The sequence below is a fragment of the Rhodococcoides kyotonense genome, from assembly GCF_900188125.1.
Taxonomy (GTDB): domain Bacteria; phylum Actinomycetota; class Actinomycetes; order Mycobacteriales; family Mycobacteriaceae; genus Rhodococcoides; species Rhodococcoides kyotonense.
Genome location: NZ_FZOW01000015.1, coordinates 61,111 through 79,068, shown reverse-complemented (window position 1 = coordinate 79,068; position 17,958 = coordinate 61,111). Strand labels below are relative to the sequence as shown.

The 17,958-nt window shown below is 62.0% G+C and carries 18 protein-coding genes; 16 read left to right on the top strand and 2 right to left on the bottom strand.

Features of this window, described 5'->3' with window-relative positions; translation table 11 throughout:
- The first annotated feature begins 71 nt into the window (after positions 1–71).
- Both CHB96_RS22260 and CHB96_RS22255 read left to right on the top strand, forming a co-directional pair.
- Positions 72–1,271, top strand: coding sequence for a CaiB/BaiF CoA transferase family protein (locus CHB96_RS22260; RefSeq protein ID WP_217899975.1), 1,200 nt, complete (start codon positions 72–74; stop codon positions 1,269–1,271).
- A gap of 34 nt (positions 1,272–1,305) precedes the next feature.
- Positions 1,306–2,175 (top strand): SDR family NAD(P)-dependent oxidoreductase, encoded by an 870-nt coding sequence (locus CHB96_RS22255; RefSeq protein ID WP_089250375.1) that lies wholly within the window; start codon positions 1,306–1,308, stop codon positions 2,173–2,175.
- Between the two features lie 41 nt (positions 2,176–2,216).
- Here the strand turns inward: CHB96_RS22255 and CHB96_RS22250 are convergent, their stop codons facing one another.
- Positions 2,217–3,509 (bottom strand): acetyl-CoA hydrolase/transferase C-terminal domain-containing protein, encoded by a 1,293-nt coding sequence (locus tag CHB96_RS22250; protein WP_089250373.1) that lies wholly within the window; start codon positions 3,507–3,509, stop codon positions 2,217–2,219.
- 133 nt (positions 3,510–3,642) lie between these two features.
- Between CHB96_RS22250 and CHB96_RS22245 the strand changes: the two genes are divergently transcribed.
- The 6 genes from CHB96_RS22245 to CHB96_RS22220 are packed head-to-tail and all read left to right on the top strand — an operon-like array spanning position 3,643 to position 8,547.
- Positions 3,643–4,743: an amidohydrolase family protein gene (locus CHB96_RS22245; RefSeq protein ID WP_176444437.1), complete on the top strand. Its 1,101-nt coding sequence runs from the start codon at positions 3,643–3,645 to the stop codon at positions 4,741–4,743.
- 54 nt (positions 4,744–4,797) lie between these two features.
- Positions 4,798–5,820 (top strand): amidohydrolase family protein, encoded by a 1,023-nt coding sequence (locus tag CHB96_RS22240; protein WP_089250369.1) that lies wholly within the window; start codon positions 4,798–4,800, stop codon positions 5,818–5,820.
- Positions 5,821–6,255 (top strand): Rieske (2Fe-2S) protein, encoded by a 435-nt coding sequence (locus tag CHB96_RS22235; RefSeq protein ID WP_089250367.1) that lies wholly within the window; start codon positions 5,821–5,823, stop codon positions 6,253–6,255.
- Complete coding sequence (locus CHB96_RS29795) at positions 6,252–6,488, top strand: ferredoxin (protein ID WP_176444436.1); 237 nt, start codon at positions 6,252–6,254, stop codon at positions 6,486–6,488. Before CHB96_RS22235 ends, CHB96_RS29795 begins: the two co-directional genes overlap by 4 nt.
- A 2-nt stretch (positions 6,489–6,490) precedes the next feature.
- Positions 6,491–7,357: an HpcH/HpaI aldolase/citrate lyase family protein gene (locus CHB96_RS22225; RefSeq protein WP_089250363.1), complete on the top strand. Its 867-nt coding sequence runs from the start codon at positions 6,491–6,493 to the stop codon at positions 7,355–7,357.
- 17 nt (positions 7,358–7,374) lie between these two features.
- On the top strand, positions 7,375–8,547 hold the full coding sequence (locus CHB96_RS22220) for an acyl-CoA dehydrogenase family protein (RefSeq protein WP_089250361.1): 1,173 nt from the start codon (positions 7,375–7,377) through the stop codon (positions 8,545–8,547).
- A 55-nt stretch (positions 8,548–8,602) separates the two neighbouring features.
- Here CHB96_RS22220 and CHB96_RS22215 read toward each other — a convergent pair whose 3' ends face one another.
- On the bottom strand, positions 8,603–9,364 hold the full coding sequence (locus CHB96_RS22215; RefSeq protein WP_141136534.1) for an enoyl-CoA hydratase/isomerase family protein: 762 nt from the start codon (positions 9,362–9,364) through the stop codon (positions 8,603–8,605).
- A 127-nt stretch (positions 9,365–9,491) separates the two neighbouring features.
- Between CHB96_RS22215 and CHB96_RS22210 the strand changes: the two genes are divergently transcribed.
- From CHB96_RS22210 to CHB96_RS22175, 8 genes are all read left to right on the top strand, one after another.
- The gene (locus CHB96_RS22210; protein WP_089250357.1) at positions 9,492–10,334 is read left to right on the top strand and encodes an alpha/beta fold hydrolase; all 843 of its coding nucleotides are present in this window, start codon (positions 9,492–9,494) and stop codon (positions 10,332–10,334) included.
- Between the two features lie 23 nt (positions 10,335–10,357).
- Complete coding sequence (locus CHB96_RS22205) at positions 10,358–11,260, top strand: HpcH/HpaI aldolase/citrate lyase family protein (protein ID WP_089250356.1); 903 nt, start codon at positions 10,358–10,360, stop codon at positions 11,258–11,260.
- On the top strand, positions 11,257–12,621 hold the full coding sequence (locus CHB96_RS22200) for an MmgE/PrpD family protein (protein ID WP_089250354.1): 1,365 nt from the start codon (positions 11,257–11,259) through the stop codon (positions 12,619–12,621). Before CHB96_RS22205 ends, CHB96_RS22200 begins: the two co-directional genes overlap by 4 nt.
- A gap of 45 nt (positions 12,622–12,666) precedes the next feature.
- The gene (locus tag CHB96_RS22195) at positions 12,667–13,875 is read left to right on the top strand and encodes an NAD(P)/FAD-dependent oxidoreductase (RefSeq protein ID WP_089250352.1); all 1,209 of its coding nucleotides are present in this window, start codon (positions 12,667–12,669) and stop codon (positions 13,873–13,875) included.
- Positions 13,876–13,969: 94 nt separating this feature from the next.
- Positions 13,970–14,761: a FadR/GntR family transcriptional regulator gene (locus CHB96_RS22190; protein WP_089250350.1), complete on the top strand. Its 792-nt coding sequence runs from the start codon at positions 13,970–13,972 to the stop codon at positions 14,759–14,761.
- A gap of 336 nt (positions 14,762–15,097) precedes the next feature.
- Positions 15,098–16,402, top strand: a complete 1,305-nt coding sequence (locus CHB96_RS22185) for an MFS transporter (RefSeq protein WP_176444435.1) — start codon at positions 15,098–15,100, stop codon at positions 16,400–16,402.
- A 158-nt stretch (positions 16,403–16,560) separates the two neighbouring features.
- Positions 16,561–17,709: a cytochrome P450 gene (locus tag CHB96_RS22180; RefSeq protein WP_176444434.1), complete on the top strand. Its 1,149-nt coding sequence runs from the start codon at positions 16,561–16,563 to the stop codon at positions 17,707–17,709.
- A 22-nt stretch (positions 17,710–17,731) separates the two neighbouring features.
- Positions 17,732–17,941 (top strand): ferredoxin, encoded by a 210-nt coding sequence (locus CHB96_RS22175; protein WP_089250344.1) that lies wholly within the window; start codon positions 17,732–17,734, stop codon positions 17,939–17,941.
- Positions 17,942–17,958: the final 17 nt, after the last annotated feature.

Below are 17,958 nucleotides of genomic sequence, written 5' to 3'. Positions count from 1 at the left end.
GGGTTGACCAAAGACCTTATTTATAGCCATACTTAACTGAGATGTGGTTCACTCGTTCTTCGGAGGTATTCGTGGTTTTACAAAAAGGCGCCCTCGCCGGACTCAAAGTGGTCGAGTTCGCACACGTGATCGCGGGCCCACTCGCTGGCACCCTGCTTGCTGATCTCGGTGCCGAGGTCGTACACGTGGAAGATCCCGGCATCGGCGATCCTCAGCGTGCGGCCGGCCCCCATCGTGACGGCACGCACCTGTGGTGGAAGGTGTCCGCGCGTAACAAGAAGTCGGTCACGCTCAACCTACGAACCGAGGCAGGCCGCGACATGGCACGCGAGCTGACGGAGTGGGCCGACGTGGTCATCACCAACTTCCGGGTATCGACACTCAAGAAGTGGGGCCTGGACTATGCGTCGCTGCAGGCAGTGAACAATAAGATCGTCGTGCTGCAGGTGACTGGCTACGGTGCGACATCGACTCGTCGCGATCAGCCGGGGTTCGGCAAGGTCGGCGAAGCAATGAGCGGCGTCGTGAACATCACTGGTTTCCCCGACGGCCCGCCGGTGCACACAGGTTTCTCACACGGAGACTCTGTTACGGGACTGATGGGTGCATTTGCCATCCAGGCTGCACTGTACCGCCGAGATCACGATGCCGACTTCAACGGAGAGTGGATCGATCTCGCACTGTACGACGGGCTGTTCCGCCTCATCGAGTGGCAGGTCATCTTCTACGATCAGCTCGGTGAGGTTCCCGAACGCGTCGGCAACAGGCTCGCCGCCGCACCTGCCGCGGTCATCAACACGTTCAAGACCGGCGATGGCCAGTGGCTGACCGTTACTTCGGGTACGCCTCGATCGGTGCAGAATGTCGCGCAACTGGTCGGCGAGCCAATCGAGGACTATGCGACGTCCGCGATGCAAGCCGAACGACGCGAGCGCTTGGATGGTCTTGTTGCAGAGTGGATCTCGAAGCGTCCCCTCGCCGAGTGCACCAAGACGATGATCGACCTCGGCGTTGTTGCCTCGCCCATCTACTCGGTCAAGGACATCCTGGACGATCCGACGTTCCGTGAACGCGGGAACGTCGTCGAGGTCGAGGACGCCGACCTGGGCACCGTCAAGATGCAGGGAGTCATTCCGCGGATGACCAACCATCCGGGCGCGGTGCGTCACACTGCCCCTGCTCTCGGAGCCGACAACAAGACCGTTTTCGGAGACTACTTGGGCCGCAACTCCGACGACATCGAGAAGCTTGCGGCCGGCGGGGTGATCTGACGGTGAAGCATCGGGTGCGAGGACGGCGGTTCGAATGAGCGATGCTGTGGGACTGACGGTTCCGGAGCTTCCCAGAAACAATCGCCTGAGAGGCCGTACCGCGATCGTTACTGGAGCTGGCTCGCACGGCGAGCTGGCGGGGACCGGGGCGGCCATGGCGATCCTGTTCGCGCTCGAAGGAGCCAAGGTCGTCATCGTCGATGTCGACGGCGACCGCGCCAATCACACTCTGCGAGCTGTTCAAGCTCTGGGCGGGGTAGCGGAGGTGTCGATCACCGACATCACCGACATCCAGGGGGCACAGCGTGTAGCGGAACTCGCGATGGACAAGTTCGGGAGTGTCGACGTGTTGATCAACAACGCAGCGATCGCACCCGACGAGTCGAAGAGATCCGACGAGCTGTGGAGGCGGGTGATCGACATCAACCTGCGCGGCGCTCAGCTGATGTGCGATGCGGTCATTCCGCATATGACGCGCGGTGGTCGCGGGTCGATTGTCATGATCGGATCCATCGCCGGGCTACGCGGTGGCGCAGGAGTGGCGTATTCCGCGGCCAAGGCCGGAATGATCGGAATGGCCAAGTCCCTCGCATTCACGCACGGGCGCAGTGGAATCCGGGTAAATACCGTGGCACCCGGCCATGTGGCGATCCCGATGGGTCTCGGCTACAGCGGAGGGGGCTGGGACAATGCAGTCAACGCTCGCCATACGCGCGCTCAGGCCGGTCTTTCCGGAACTGAGGGGACGGCCTGGGATGTCGCCTACACGGCGCTGTTCTTTGCGACAGACGAATCAAAGTACGTCACTGCCTCCACAGTGGCCGTCGACGCCGGCACCACAGAAGTCATGCCGATCGTGATGCTCCCGTACTTGTCTTCAACCCCCGATTCGACTGCAGGGTAAGGCTCACCTACCCTGCAGCCGAGGGCCGCATCCCCCCAACCTCAGGGGATGCGGCCCTTTCCATGTGCAAGGTTCGGTCGATCCCTTGGATGAGCAACCGAAATCAGAGCAGAACGCCGTTCGTCTGCACTGCGATCCCGCAACTGCGCCACTCCGAATTCAGTCACGACGAAGTCGACATCGTTTCCCGATAGCGTCACCCGAACATGAGGCTCGGTGAATTGACGAATGCGCGATTCACCGTGTTTGGTCCTGGATGTGATGGCGAGAATTGCACCGCCACCTTCGCTGACGTGCGCAGCCCGCATGAAGTCGGTCTGTCCGCCCCCGGAGGCAATCCGGAACGCGCCGGCATATTCGGCGTTGACCTGGCCCGTGAGGTCGATCTCGAACGCCGAGTTCACGGCCCACAGACGATCGTGCCCCAGAAGCGTTGTCGGTGAGTGTGTCTCGGATACCGGAGCCAGCCGCAAGGATGCACCCCAGCGCGATGCAGGTAGATTTGCAGCCAGCACTCCGGTCGCGACGTGGATGCCACGATCGCGGGACTTTTCGGCGCCGGAGATTACTCCCGAGTCCATCAACTCCAGCAGGGGCGCAGCCATGATTCCCGAGTGCACCCCGAGGTCACGCTTGTCGTGCAACGCTCCAATCACAGCAGTGGGTACTGCCCCCAGACCGAACTGGATCGTGGCACCATCGGGGATCAAGGTTGCGACCTGGTTGCCGATCCGTCTGTGTTCGGGGGAAGGCGCTCGCTTGGCGGTCTCCGATTCCGTCGTCGGATTCTCTGCTCGCACCAGTGCTGTGGCTCGATCGATCGGGATGTCGAATGGCGCATGCGCACCGCGCGGCCCGCTCTCGACCACTTCGAACCCGACAGAGGCGGATGTGCTCAAGGCAGAGGGCATGTATCCGATCATCGAGCCCAGAGAAACATCTTCGTTCGTCGATCCTGCGGCGACGCGAGCGAGGACGATGTCGATCGCAAAGGCGCCCGATGCAATCGACCTGTCGACGTCCCACAGTGAGGTGGGCACGTGGTCCACATAGTCGCTGAGCAAGCGCGGAATGGCACCGGCTATCGAGGTGATTCGTAATTCCCCTTTGATCACCGCTTCGACTCCGCTCGCGTCGAGGAAGCCGAACGCACCGGTGAGATCGGCAACGATCAGTTCCAGTTCGATTTCAGATTCGGCGGCGACTGCGATCACTGCGCCTACCAGAGCGTCCGGTTGCTGAGGAGACATGGCGACCAGTACTCGCGCCCGGCTGCGGTCCCGTAGCAGCGTGCGGGCGGCTCTCTCGTGGTCGGGACTGATCCGAACCGACATAGTTCACACCGACTTTCCCTGTTTATGCGACAAGACTGAATACTACGGCTATTATAGCTATAAATAGGGACGTAGCACCGCCGCCACGGTGGCCTCTCACCGCACAGCGAAATGGCAGGAAAGGATTCATCTCGTGACGATCCACCAGGACAGGCCACCGCTCGTCGATTGCGACGTTCACCCGTTGGTCAAGGGAGTCGAGTCCATCTTCCCGTATGTCTCGGCATCGTGGCGGCGGCACTTCGAGACGCGCGGTGCACGGATGTACGCACGCGCTCGTGACCGCTACAACCATCCCAACCGCACCTACCGGATGGACGCGGTCCCGGAGTCGGGGGGGCCGGCCGGATCCGACCGTGACTTCACGCTCGAAAACCACATGAGCCCGTTCAACATCGCGTCGGCGTTGCTGCTCCCGCAGGAGCCCTACGGCGTCACCACGTGGAGCGACGCTTCGGCTGCAGGTGCGTTTTGTGCTGGGGTCAACGATTACTTCCTCGAGACCTGGGTGGACTACGACACCCGATTCAATCTCGCTATCAGCGTGTCGCCGCATGATCCGATCATGGCTGCTGCCGAGATCCGCCGCCGCGGACACGATGTCGGAGTGATCGGAATTCAGCTACTGCTCAACGAGCAGATGATGGGCTCGCAATGGTTCGACCCGATCTACGAAGCGGCAAGTGAAGTGGGGTTGCCCATCGTGCTGCACCAGACCGGCAACGAAGGGTGTTACACCACTTCGCAAGGGCCTGCCGGCGGCGTCCCCCGCTCGTATGGTGAACGGCACGTAATTCTGACTCAGGTCGGAGCAGCGAACGTCGTCGACATGGTCACTAACGGTGCGTTCGAACGATTCCCGGACCTCCAGGTGGTCATGGTCGAATGGGGATTCAGCTGGCTGTCGAGCCTGCTGCCCCGGATGGACTACCTGTGGGAGCAGGATCCCGACGCTGCGCCGTTGATCAAGAAGGCCCCCAGCGCGTATGTCGCGGAGCATTTCACTTTCACCACGCAGCCACTCGACGAGCCGGACACCCGCGCGGAACTCGAGTCACTGTTCCGTATCAAGGACATCGACCGGATGCTGTTGTTCAGCTCCGACTACCCCCACTACGACACCGACGATCCGGACTTCGTGATCCGGCGAATCCCCAAATCGATGCGTACCGGGGTGTCCTACGAAAATGCGGTTCGCGTCTTCGGTGATCGCGTACTGCGGTCCACTCACTGACTTTTCGACAACACGTCCTCTGCCGGCAGGGCAGAGGGAACGGAGCATCTCATCATGATCATCGATACCGATCGGCACGTGTCGATCGATTCGTACCGCGACCTGTTTCCCTACATGTCGCTGTCGTGGAGCAAGCACTTCGAACGCGACGAGTGGGTCGAATCGGTTGCCCTCGCCGGCGACCACGTGCGAGTGTCCGATCGGTTTCAGCACGATGCTGCCGATTCGGGAAAGGAAGGGACGCCAACTCCTTCCGGTTCCTTGAGTCTGCTGCTGCCACACCACGGTCTGACCGTCAACGGGTGGGCGGATCAGCAAGCAGCGAGAGTCTTCCTCGAGGCCGTCAACTCGTACGGAGCCCAGCACTGGAAGAGCGAAACTGCGCTGCCCCTGGCGGTGGTGACCGCGTATGACGTGGAGTGGTCGGCCGCCGAGATTCGACGGCGTGCCGCCGCCGGCTCCATCGGCGGGGTGGCAGTTCCTCTGACTACCACCCTGCTCGGTTCGCCGGCGTGGGACCCGATCTACGCGGCCTGCGTCGAGACCGGACTGCCTCTGGTCATTCACTTCTCTGGGGTGGAAGGGCGTTACGCCGGCGCCCCGGCGCTCGCCGGCGGGGTACATGCGAACGCGTTGTCACGGCTGACGATAATGCCGCACCTGGCCGAATCGAACATCACCAGTCTCGCCTACGAGGGCGCGCTCGTCCGCTTTCCCGATTTGCGCATCCTGTTCACGGGATTCGGGTTCTCGTGGCTACCGTCGTTCCTGTGGCGCCTCGATCGTGAATGGCGCACGTTCCGCCACGACATCCCCTGGGTGACAGAACCGCCCAGTCAGCAGGTTCTCACGAGCATGTGGTTCAGTACCTGGCCCGTCGGAGAAATTGCAAACATCGAGAATTGGGAGAACGACTTCACTGACGACCTCCTGGGCCGCATCGTGTACGGATCCCACAGTCCGCACCACGGTGATCAGATCGCCGACGTCGAAGCGGAATTGGGTGCCGGGTGGTCTGCACGGCTCGAACGCAACGGCGCTGCTGCCCTTGCCTTACCGCTCACGTCGGAGGTCTGAATGAAGATCGACCAGAAGACTTCGGAAGCTACCGCACCAGCGGGGAATCGTAAGCCCGCGCACCCGGTCGGAAGCTTGGACGGGTTCCCGCTGAACCAGATACGTACCGTGCAGTTGGAGGGTCGCGAGGTCGGCATCATCCGTACGGAGCATTCGGTGTACGCCATCGGCAACAAATGCCCGCACCAGGGCGGACCGATGTGTCAGGGCAAACTCGCAGGCACGATGGTTCCGTCGGAGCCCAACCAGTACGTGTACGACCACGACGGACTCGTCGTTCAATGCCCCTGGCATGCATACGAGTTCCATGTCGACACCGGGGAGAGCGTCGCAGGTGCAGTCAAGGGGCGGGTGCCTGTCTTCGAGGTCTTCGTCGAGGACGGAGAAGTGTACTGCGCTCTCAATCGACCGACACCGAGAGAGGTAGTTCGATGAAAATTTTCGTCGACCAGATCGAATGCACCGGGTCCGGTCAATGCGAGTTGATCGCACCTGAGCTGTTCACCATCCTCGACTCGGGACTCGCCACCGTGATCGACAGCACCGGTGCGGCGTTGGACGACGGCGGCGAGGGGGTCGGGGCCGACGTGCCCGACGCGGCCGTAGACGCGGTGCGCGACGCCATGGACATCTGTCCGGGTGCGTGCATTCACGAACTGGGCGAGTGACGGTGACCGAGACATCGCTCCAAGGCGTACGGTCATTGCTCTTCGCTCCTGGCGACGATGCACGCAAGTTGCGAAGTGCATTGGCGAGCGCTGCCGACGGTGTCATCGCCGACCTCGAGGACGCGGTTGCACCGGATCGAAAAGACGCAGCCCGCGGCATCGTCCGAACGGAGTTCGCCGCTGCCGGAACGCACATGCGGCGGATGGTTCGCATCAATGGTCTCGACACCGACTGGGGGCGGGAGGATTTGGCGCTGACACGAACCCTTGACCTGGATGCGATCGTAGTGCCGAAGGCGACGGCGGACAGTATCAGTGCAGTGGGGGCCGACGGTGTGCCAGTCATCGCCCTGGTGGAAACTGCGGTCGGGTTACGCCAGGCCTACGAGATCGGTCTGCATCCACGGGTGAGCGCGTTGATGCTCGGTGGAGCCGACCTCGGTGCCGAATTGCGTTGGAAGCCAAGGTCGGACGGGTTAGAACTTCTTTTCGCGCGGTCGAGCTTGGTGGTCGATTCGGCTGCCGCGGGCATTCTTCCACCGTTCGATGTCGTTCATCTTGCCCCGCGTGCCATCGACGAGTTGATCGACGAGTCCACATTCGCTCGATCCATCGGGTTCGGCGGAAAGGCGTGCATTCACCCATGTCAGGCGGAGCCGGTCAACACCGCGTTCAGTCCGTCGCAGTCAGAAATCGACTGGGCACGTGCTGTTGTGGCCGCTTTCGATGATGCCTCCGCGCGGGGTTCGGGAACGGCAGTGGTCGACGGCCGGCTGGTCGACGCTCCCGTCGTCCGGCATGCGCGCTCGATGCTGTCCCACCCCGGGTCGACGAACCAGTTACCTCGCCGTTCACCTGCGGCGCACTAAGTAAGAAGGGCTTTTCGATGGAATTGACGACCGAGCAACAGGACATGGTGAAGGTGGTTCGCGAGTTCGTGGATCGCGAAGTTCTTCCCTATGCCTCCGATTTCGATCACCGGGACGAGTTCCCCGAGGCGATGGTCGGCACGCTCCGCGACTTGGGCCTGTTCGGAATCACTATTCCTGAGCAGTACGGCGGCCTGGGACTTGATCTTGTGACCTACGCGCTGGTGATCAAAGAACTCTCGCGCGGTTGGATATCGCTTGCCGGAGTGGTGAACACGCACTTCATGGCGGCATGGATGATCGAGAACTACGGCACCGAGGAGCAACGCGAGCGCTACCTGCCTCGTATGGCCACTGGTGAACTGCGTTCTGCCTACTCGATGACCGAACCACACGCGGGATCCGATGTGCAGGCGATCCGCACCAAGGCAACCGAGATAGAGGCCGGCTTCCGAATCGATGGTCAGAAGATGTGGGCTACCAACGGGTTGCGTGCCGGTATGGTCGTCCTGCTTGCGGTGACCGATCCGGAGGCAGAACCCCGGCATCGCGGCATGTCGGCCTTCATCGTGGAGAAGGAAGCCGATGTTCACGATCAGCCGGGCTTGATCGTTCCTCCGCAGTTGAAGAAGCTCGGATACAAGGGGGTCGAGTCCACCGAGCTGGTGTTCGACGGGTTTGTCGTCGACCGTTCGGCCGTCCTCGGCGGTGATGCGGGCTTGAACCGTGGGTTCAAGTATTTCATGGCGGCAGTCGAGTTGGGCCGTGTCAATGTGGCCGCGCGGGCGGTCGGGCTTGCCACGTGCGCTTTCGAAGCAGCGATTCGATACGCGCAGCAGCGTGAAACCTTCGGTAAGAGCATCAGCGAGCATCAGGCGATTCAGCTCAAGCTCGCGCAGATGGGCACCAAGATCAAAGCCAGCGAACTGATGGTTCTCGACGCCGCGGAACGTAAAGCACGCGGCGAGCGCGCCGACCTGGAGGCCGGAATGGCCAAGCTGTTCGCAACCGAGACCGCGCACGAATGCACCGTCGAGGCCATGCGCATCCACGGGGGATATGGGTACTCGCAGGAGTACATCGTAGAGCGCCTCTACCGCGACGCGCCTCTGCTGATCCTGGGCGAGGGCACCAATGAGATTCAACAGGTACTGATTGCACGCAGACTGTTGGAAAAGCACGCTCTGTAAGAGCTTCTGCGCCGGCCCGGGAGTGAATTGCTCCCGGGCCGGCGTGCTTTCGCGCCTACGATTCGGATGAGTACTTCTCTGCACGCACGCCACCGCGCGACCAGTGCCCGGATCCTTGCACCCCGAGTCCGTGACTGATGTTCTCGGCAAGTCCACGCCGAAAACCGATGGTGATGGCAGCTTTGGTGTAACGCAGGACCGGCAGGCTTCGCTCCGCGAGCTGCTGGCTCAGCTCCCACGCGCGGTCCTGCACTCTGTCCACGGGCAGCACTTCGTTGACCACGCCCAGACGCTTGGCCTCTGCGGCATCGATCGCTTCCCCGGTCAGCAGAAAGTACTTCGCCCTGGTCGGGCCGAGCAGCTCGCCCCAGATCAGATTGACCCCGTCTCCTGGGACGGTGTTGCGAACCGCGAAGTGGGCACGGTCAGCGAAAACAGCGTGATCCGCCGCGAGGACGATGTCGCCCATCACGGCGATCTCCGAGTGGATCGTGGCGGGTCCATTGACCACCGATACGACCGGAACATCGATGTCGTCGAGGCCGGTCAACATGCGGCGCCCCTCCCACCACACATCGTCCCAGCTCATGTCCGCGAATCCGTGGACGTCGATCTCGGAGCAGAAGGTGTCTCCCGTGCCGGTCATCAGAACCACCTTCGTCGCGCGGTGAGTACCGACCCACCGAAAGGCATCGGTCAGATCGCGGTGGGCCTGCGCGCTCCACACCATCGGGCCACCTTTGGTGTGAAATCTCAACTGTGTCACTCCATCTCGGTGCGACACCGCGACACTCTGCCATTGCTGCATTTCCGTCATCGATCGCGCCTTCCTTTTGCTCAGTATGCCTCCGAACACCTGCGCTTCGGAGGTGTCGGGGGTTGACAAGGACCTCCTAGAGGGTAGCTAATATAGCTATAAATAGGTTGCATAGAAGGGGCTTGGCGTGACAGATCGGACGTACGAAGACGGTTGGCTCGACGTGGACGGCTTGCGAGTCCACTACACCGAATGGGGCTCGCCGAACGCCGAACCGGTACTCCTCTTGCACGGGTTGAACGTCCAGTGTCACACCTGGGACCCCATCGCTGCCGAACTCGCGGATCGCTACCACGTCATCGCCATGGACATGCGCGGTCACGGTGACACCGACTGGTCGAAGGCCGGATACCGGGTGCGCTCGATGGCCGGGGACGTCCACAGAGTGATCTCTGCTCTCGGCTTGGGTCCGGTGAATCTGGTCGGGCACTCCGCGGGGGTACGGGTGGCGATCGCAGTGGCAGGCGAACGGCCGGAAACTGTCCTGCGGCTCGCGCTCTCGGACGCAGGCCCAGCCAACTCACCGTCCGGTGCGGTCGCGATGCGAGAGTTCATCCAGGCTACGACGAATCTGCGCGGATTCCGCAGCGAAGCCGAGGCGCGCGAATTCTATGTGGGCTTCCACCCGGAATGGCGCGAGGATTTCATCGACCTGCACGTCGCGCATCAGCTTCGACGAAATTGGGCGGGCAAGCTGGTCCCCAAGGCTGACCCGGACGTTCAGTGGATCACCGGGTCGGCGAGCCTACCGGACGTGGACTACCTGTGGAAGATGTCCGAGTTTCTCACGATGCCCACTCTGCTGATGGTGGGCAAGCGAAGCAACGTGCTCGACGAGAAGGTTGTCGAGAAGATGCTTCAGGCAATGCCCAACTCGAGTGTTCGTTGGTTCGACACCGGCCACTACGTCCCCCGCGAGGCGCCGGACGAGTTCAACGAAGTTCTCAGCACTTTCCTCGCAGACAGCTGATCGCCGAATAGTTGGGAGACATCATGACCACCGCGCGACACCGCTACGCCAGCATGCGCAGCCTCCTCGAAGTACCGATCCTGAACGAGAAGTTCTGGGCAAAGGTACCCACTGCCGAATCCGACGCAATCATGCTGGATTTGGAAGACTCGACGACACCCGTCAACAAGCCTGTAGCTCGTACTCGTATCATCGAGGCCCTCGGTGATCCTGCGTACTTCGGTGGGAGACACGTCATTGTGCGCGTCAACAATCTGTCGACTCAGTGGGGTCGTGACGACCTGGCGGCGCTGGCAGCAGCCGATGGAGACTTCCTGATCAGTTACCCCAAGACCGAGACGGGCGAAGAGATCGACGAAGTCCGTTCCGTCATGGAACAGGCGGGTGTCGTGCGGGGAATGCACGTAATGATCGAGACCGCGAAATCGGTGCTGCGACTCGACGATATCGCTAGCAAGGAGGGCGTGGTCGGTCTGCACTTCGGTTACGTCGATTACGCCGCCGATGTGGGATCCCGACCGTTCAATGACGCCGGCGACGACCTGTACGCCCCCGCCACTCAATATGCTCGTTCCAAAATTGCCATCGCAGCCGCCGCTCACGGACTGTTCTGCACCGGGGGCACGTTGATTCCCGAGTATCGAGATCTGGAGAAGGTGCGCTCGTTCGTGCGGTCGTGGTCCGACATCGGCTACACAGCGTGTATCGCGGTATCGCCGAAGCATCTTCCCATCATCAACGACGCGCTTACTCCCACGGACGACGAGATAACCCGTGCGCTTGCCGTGTGTGAGGCCTACGAGGCTGCAGTGAGCAACGGCGACCCTGCAGCAGTTCTGGACGGACGAGTGATCACCCTGCCCGATCACCGGGTCGCAAGCCTGGTGCTTGCTCGAGCAGGGCGCACGGCCCCGGTCAGCGCATGACCGCCGTCGTGGATACGGGTACAGGGCTGACCGCTTCGTTAGCCAGGACATTGCACGCCACGGCCGGCGAACTGAACTCCGACGCCGTCCTCGGCGCCGAATCGCTCCTGCTGCATGCCTTCCGCATTTCCATCACCGGCAGGGACCTTCCCGGCGCCTCGCTTGCCTGGAAAACGGTGGCGCCAAACTCTGGTGCTTGCACCGTGATCGGCCGGGCGACAGGAGTCTCCGGTCCCGATGCGGCATTTGCAAACGCGGTCGTGGGGCACAGCAGCCTCAAAGAAGATTGCGGACCCGGCGGACTGCGCGAAGGTAGTCACCCCGGGACCTACGTGATACCGGCGGCTCTCGCCGCCGCCGAGATCGCCGATGCAGGCGGACGGTCGTTGCTCCGCGGCATCATCATGGGATACGACACTGTGAGCAGGGTGGGAGCGGCCAGTCCAGACGGAATCGGCCGCCGCCGATTCCGTCCCGTGGGGGTCTTGGCGCCCTTCGGTGCCGCCGGCGCAGCTGCCGGGGTCTGGAACCTCGGTCCGGCAGCAATCTCGAGTGCGCTCGCTATATCAGCGAACATGGCGGCAGGAATCAACCAGGGCATCTTCGAGGGCACCATGGAGCCGTATTTTCACTCCGGTATCGGCGCACGAAACGGGTTGCTCGCGGCGCAGCTGGCCAAGTCCGGCGCAGTCACTGCCGCGCACAGCCTCGAAGGAGAATTCGGATTCTTCGAAACCTACGGCGGCGAACCTGGTTCGGCAGAAGCCTTGACCGAGGAACGAAATTACTCCGCGGTCACCAAAGTGGGCACCAAACGGTTCGCAGCGTGCCTGCAGAATCAGGAGACGGTCGCGTTGATCGTCGACACTGCCCCATCCACGTTGAAGGCCAGCGACATCGTTCGGGTGACCGTGCGACGACCCAGCGCAGGAAGCAATGGCCTGCTCAGTCCTGGAGTAAGCCGCGAGGCCCCCTTCTCAACGATGCTGCAGGCGCAGATGTCCGCGCGTTTCACTGCCGCTGCGGCCTTGTGCGGTGCACCCGTCGAGAGTGCAGCGTTCTTCCGTGACCACTTCGACGACCCGAGCATCACCGCTGTTGCTGCCAAGATCGACCTCGTTCCGTCGACGGACGGATCGGTGTCCGTCGAGATCGAAGCGACGGGTGGGCAGACGACTCTCGATGCCGACGTCTCCGGCACGGTGTTTCCGGACGCTGCCGAGATTCGCTCTCGGTTCCTGTCGGACGTCGGACCACAGACAGGCGTGGAGGCGGCCGAAGCGGTGCTGAATTTGGTCCAGCGTCTCAAGGACGACATTCCTGTCGCCCAGTTGAGCAGGGCACTTGCCCTCCGGGCGTAGACACTGACTCACTTTGCTCGTTCCATTCACACCAACGGAGAAATCATGAAGAACATCGTCATTGCCGGAGCGTCCATCGCAGGGCTCAGTGCCGCCCGTCAATTGCGTAAATCTGGCTTCACCGGCACTGTCACTCTGGTGGATCGCGATGTTCGTGACCCTTACCGACGTCCCGAGGTGTCGAAGGGATTGTTGAACGGCAAGGCCGATGGCACCAGTATTGCGGTGAAGTGGCCCGACGACCTTCCTTTGGACCGAGTCACCGGTGTCAGGCTCACCGGCCTCGATACCTCTGCCCGGCACGTGGCGGTCGACGGGCCGGACGGCCGCCGCGAGCTGTCCTACGACGGACTGGTCATCGCTACCGGTGTCGACGCCCGGCGCAGTCCGTTCACTCCGCAGCTGGATGGGGTGCACACCCTGCGCAACTTCGATGATGCCCACCGCATGGCCGAGGCGTTGCGCGGTGCATCCTCGGTGGCCATCGTCGGCGGCGGGTTCATCGGGCTCGAGGTCGCAGCAGTGGTTCGCGAGATGGGTAAGACGGTGACCGTGCTGGAAGCCTCGCCTCGTCCACTCGGCCGGGTGCTGGGAGATGTGTTCAGCGACCACATGGCCACGATGCATCGCAGCCGAGACATAGAGATTCTGTGCGAGGCGACGGTGGCCGAACTCGCGGCGGGGTTGGATGGGGCTGTGTGCGGAGTCCGCCTCGACGACGGCCGGTTCGTAGACGCGGACATCGTCCTGGTCGCCATCGGATCCGCGCCTGCGGTGGACTGGTTGGCAGGGGCGGGTCTCGATCTCACCGACGGTGTGCGCTGCGACTCCACCTGCGCGGTGGAGGGTGCAACGGACATCGTTGCCGCCGGGGACGTGGCAAGCTGGTGGAATCCGTTGTACGACAGGCGAATGCGGGTCGAGCACTGGACCAACGCAATCGAACAGGGCACGTACGCGGCGCGTAGGCTGCTCGGCGATCACGAGCTGGACGGCTTCTCGTCGGCGCCGTACTTCTGGTCCGATCAATATGGAATGCGGCTTCAGAGCATCGGCACCACGATCGGTCACGATCGAGTGGACGTTCTCGAGCGCGACGGCGACCGCCTGGTGGTGGCCTATTCGATCGGCGGCCGCGTCACGTGCGTTGCGGGAATCAACGCAGGGACCGCGGTGATGTCGTTCCGCAAGCAGATCTTGGACGGCGCATCGGCGGACAGTTTGAGTATGCCGGTAGCCAAGGTCCGTGCGTAGCAAGCGTGATCGGCGTTCGGCCATGTAGGAGCCCGTTCGCGTCGAGGGTGTGTCTCTATAGGCATCCAACGGCGTGAGACGGTAACGTCAATGTATGGCTACCAATCGCACAGTCTCCGATGTCGACGAGCCCCTCTCGCGTCTTGCGCCGTCGGCGACGCCGCTTTCGCGTGCGACCAAGGTGTCGGAGCGAATCGCAAGCGCGCTTGTCGAGGACATCATTCGCGACCGCATGGCCCCGGGGGACCGCCTTCCGAACGAGCAGGCCATGGCGGAGCGCTTCCAGGTCGGCCGGAACTCGGTGCGTGAGGCGTTACGCATGCTGGAGATACACGGCATGATCAAGCTCAAGCTCGGTCCTCGCGGTGGCCCCCAGATCGCCGCCGTCGATCCTCGCGAGGTCGGTCGCACGCTTTCGCTGTACCTGGGCCTTCGTGGTGCGAAGATCGAAGAGTTGGTGCAGACCCGTTTGTTCCTCGAGCCGAAAGTGGCACGGATGGCTGCGGAGAATATGTCGGATGAAGACGAGCTCCGGCTACGCGAAGCGCTGCGCGCAGAAGAAGCATCCAAGGCCGACGACTCTGCGTACATCGATGCTGCGAACGAGTTCCACTACGTGCTTGCCACCATGACGGGTAATCGAGTGCTCGATCTCGTCGCAACGGCGCTCAAGGATCTGTACACCAGCCGCATCGTCAATGACGGAATCGCCAGAGAAGCCGCGGGTCCCGGAATCTGCAACGAGCACAAGGTGATCGGCGAAGCCATTCTCGCCGGCCAGCCGGACAGGGCCGAAGCGTTGATGCGCTCGCACATGGACTTCTATGTCGAGCGAGTGCGCAGTGTTGCCCCCGGCTTCCTCGATTCACGTATCGCCTGGGGCTGACGACCGGCCAATTCCATAGAGTCGAACGAGAGCCGCTGCGGTAAGCAGCGGCTCTCGTTGTTCGACGGCCAGTCGTTCCGCCTGCGCTTGCGTGCAAGAAATTTTTTTCAAAATTTCCATAGCATTTATAGTGATACTAAGGCAGTATGGTCGATGTCACACTGACATGCCCCGATCGAGACGTTCACACGTTGGGTATCGGCCGCCCCGAGCGCACTACAACGCATATGGGCAGTTGTCGGTTATTGCACACCAGGCACGAGAGGCCATTCGAACATGACGAACACAGACAACTCTCCGGTTGCGCCAAGTGGTGTAGGAGGTGAACAAGTACCGGTGGCCGCCAGCGAGCGAACGCTGACCCGCGTGGTCGCGGCGGCGGCCGTCGGAACATTCGTTGAGTATTACGACCTGGCGGTCTACGGGTTCCTGGCGTCCACGATCGCCTCGGTGTTCTTCGCAACGACCGACAGTTCGACGGCGCTGCTCTCGACGTTCGCCGTCTTCTCTGTTGCGTTCTTCGCGCGTCCGGTTGGTGGACTCCTCTGGGGCGCAGTCGGAGACCGAATCGGACGTAAGCGGACCTTGGTCATCATCCTCAACACCATGACCGTGTCGACGGTGCTGGTCGGATTGCTGCCCAGCTTCGACACTGTCGGGATCGCTGCGCCCATCCTCCTGATCCTCCTGCGCCTGGTCCAGGGATTGTCGGCCGGCGGAGAAGTCACCGGAGCCGCAGCCTTCATCGCCGAGTACGCACCGCATGGCCGACGCGGTTTTCTCGTGAGCTGGCTGCAGGTTGCCACGACGGCGGCGCTGATGACCGGTCTGCTGACAGCAGCTCTTCTCAATGCGGCCCTGACCCCGGAACAGATGCAAAGTTGGGGGTGGCGCATTGCATTCTTGGTTGCACTGCCACTGGGCATCGTGGGTATCTACATTCGCACCAAACTCGAAGAAACCCCGATGTTCGTGGCGGTCCAAGAGGCAGCGGAACGCACCGCGGCCTTGCCCGGTAACGTCGAACCCGAGAAGAACTCGGTGGCAGTTGTCAAGCGCTACCGTCAGATCGCGCTCGCTGCCGGAATCGGTGTGGTGCACACCCTCGCCTTCTACATCATTCTCAGCTACCTCCCGACATACCTCACCTCCGACGGAGTAGGACTGACCAAGGGAGAGTCCTACGTCGTACTCGGCGTGGCCACGCTGACCTATATCGTTTTGATCCCGGCGACCGGATTGTTCTCCGATCGCTTCGGCCGCCGCCCCAGTTTCTTCATCGCCACGCTCGGTCTGATCGCCATGGCCATGCCCGCGTTCTGGCTGATGACGCAGGGCTCCCTCGGTCTCGCGCTCGTGGGCCAGATAATGCTGGTGATCCCCGGTTCGTTCGCAGCTTCGACCATGCTCATCGCTCAGGCCGAGATGTTCCCGACCAAGGTGCGCTATACCGGCCAAGGAATTGCAGTCGGCGTCGTTGCCGCACTGTTCGGGGGGAGCGCACCTTTCATCGCCCAGTTCCTGCGCGGCCTCACTGACAGCTTGTATGTTCCTGCCTACATGATCATGTTCGCCGCCGCGATCTCGCTCATTGCCTGCATTCGAATGCGGGAAACCGCGCGAGAAGCGTTGCCCGCCTGACAATCCGCAGGTCTATCGAACCAACTGGCAACTACCAAATTAGTATCGCTATAGTACCGATGTATGGTGTACTTCACGGCACGTAGGAAGTGTAAGACATGACTCACGAGACAGTCGAAAGCCCACAGCATCAATGGCCGTTCGCGCGGACCTGCCCTATGCAGCCTCCCCCCAAGCTGGCCGAGATCCGCGACGAGACGCCGCTGACCAAAGTCGGTCTCTGGGACGGGTCGTCAGTCTGGTTGGCGACGAAATACGACCAGATCCGCGAACTCCTCGGCAACACGACACTGAGTTCCGACACCTCCGCCGAGGGATTCCCTCAGTCAAGCAAGACAGCCGTGGCGCAGCGCTCCGGACAGAAGAACTTCGCGCGCCTCGATCCGCCGGAACACGACCGTCAACGGCTCATGCTGACGGCGGATTTCATGGTCAAGCACGTGCGCGGCCTCCGGCCGTACCTGGACGCACTGCTCGACGACTGCTTCGACGATATGGAGAAAGCCGACGGTCCTGTCGACCTGCTCCGTGTTCTCGCGCAACCCGTTCCGGCGAACATCATCGTCCAGATGCTGGATCTGCCACCCGAGCGAAGCGACTTCTTCCTCGACCGCGTGAACCGGTGGATGAGCCTCGACAGCTCACCCGAAGAATCCGATGCGGCTGCGGCCGAAGTATTGGATTACTTCGCGGCCCTGATCGAAGAGCGGCGCGATGGAACGGGCGATGATCTCGTCAGTCGCCTGATTCGCGACCACCTCGACAACGGCGACCTCACCGCATTCGAGTTGCAACACATGCTGCACCTGCTGCTGGTCGGGGGTTTCGATACCACCGCAAACATGATCGCGCTGGGAACATTGGTGTTTCTGCAGAACCCGGACCAATGGAACAAGATCCGCGAGGACCCGAGTCTTGTCCCCGGCGCCGTCGAGGAACTGCTGCGGTACCTCAGCGTGGCACATCATGTCGGCTTCCGGCTGGCGAAAGACGATGTCGAGATCGGTGATGCGTGCATCCATGCCGGTGACGGCGTGATCGCACCGATCATCGCTGCCAACCACGACCCCGCGGTATTCGAGAACCCGGGCACCTTCGACGTCACCCGCGATGCCCGTCGACACCTGGCGTTCGGCTATGGGGTGCACCAATGCCTCGGCCAGGCACTGGCGCGCGTGGAACTCCAAGCTGTCTTCACCAAATTGCCACAGCGGTTCCCGAATCTGGCACTGGCCTGTGATTTCGACGACCTACGTTTCAAGAACGCGCTCATCTATGGAATCGAAGAGCTCCCGGTCACGGTGTGACCTACCACTGAAAGGATTAGCTATGTCGGACACAGGTTTCAAGATTGATGTTTTCCACGAGCGGTGCATGGGCGCAGGTAATTGCGTCGATGCGGCACCCGACTACTTCGACCAGAGCGACATAGACGGAACCGTTGTCGTCCTGAAGGATGTCGGCGAGCCGGGGGACGAGGCGAAGGTGGCAGAGGCTGCAGCCGTCTGTCCGGTGGCAGCTTTGGGAATTCACCGTTGATCGTCGTTCCACGCGGA

What these genes read in the sequence shown, in the direction of transcription:
- CHB96_RS22240 (WP_089250369.1), top strand. Translation starts at nt 4,798, where the DNA reads ATGATCATCGATACCGATCGGCACGTGTCGATCGATTCGTACCGCGAC.
- CHB96_RS22250 (WP_089250373.1), bottom strand. Translation starts at nt 3,509, where the DNA reads ATGTCGGTTCGGATCAGTCCCGACCACGAGAGAGCCGCCCGCACGCTG.
- CHB96_RS22195 (WP_089250352.1), top strand. Translation starts at nt 12,667, where the DNA reads ATGAAGAACATCGTCATTGCCGGAGCGTCCATCGCAGGGCTCAGTGCC.
- CHB96_RS22215 (WP_141136534.1), bottom strand. Translation starts at nt 9,364, where the DNA reads ATGACGGAAATGCAGCAATGGCAGAGTGTCGCGGTGTCGCACCGAGAT.
- CHB96_RS22255 (WP_089250375.1), top strand. Translation starts at nt 1,306, where the DNA reads ATGAGCGATGCTGTGGGACTGACGGTTCCGGAGCTTCCCAGAAACAAT.
- CHB96_RS22220 (WP_089250361.1), top strand. Translation starts at nt 7,375, where the DNA reads ATGGAATTGACGACCGAGCAACAGGACATGGTGAAGGTGGTTCGCGAG.
- CHB96_RS22190 (WP_089250350.1), top strand. Translation starts at nt 13,970, where the DNA reads ATGGCTACCAATCGCACAGTCTCCGATGTCGACGAGCCCCTCTCGCGT.
- CHB96_RS22180 (WP_176444434.1), top strand. Translation starts at nt 16,561, where the DNA reads ATGCAGCCTCCCCCCAAGCTGGCCGAGATCCGCGACGAGACGCCGCTG.
- CHB96_RS22205 (WP_089250356.1), top strand. Translation starts at nt 10,358, where the DNA reads ATGACCACCGCGCGACACCGCTACGCCAGCATGCGCAGCCTCCTCGAA.
- CHB96_RS29795 (WP_176444436.1), top strand. Translation starts at nt 6,252, where the DNA reads ATGAAAATTTTCGTCGACCAGATCGAATGCACCGGGTCCGGTCAATGC.
- CHB96_RS22200 (WP_089250354.1), top strand. Translation starts at nt 11,257, where the DNA reads ATGACCGCCGTCGTGGATACGGGTACAGGGCTGACCGCTTCGTTAGCC.
- CHB96_RS22235 (WP_089250367.1), top strand. Translation starts at nt 5,821, where the DNA reads ATGAAGATCGACCAGAAGACTTCGGAAGCTACCGCACCAGCGGGGAAT.
- CHB96_RS22175 (WP_089250344.1), top strand. Translation starts at nt 17,732, where the DNA reads ATGTCGGACACAGGTTTCAAGATTGATGTTTTCCACGAGCGGTGCATG.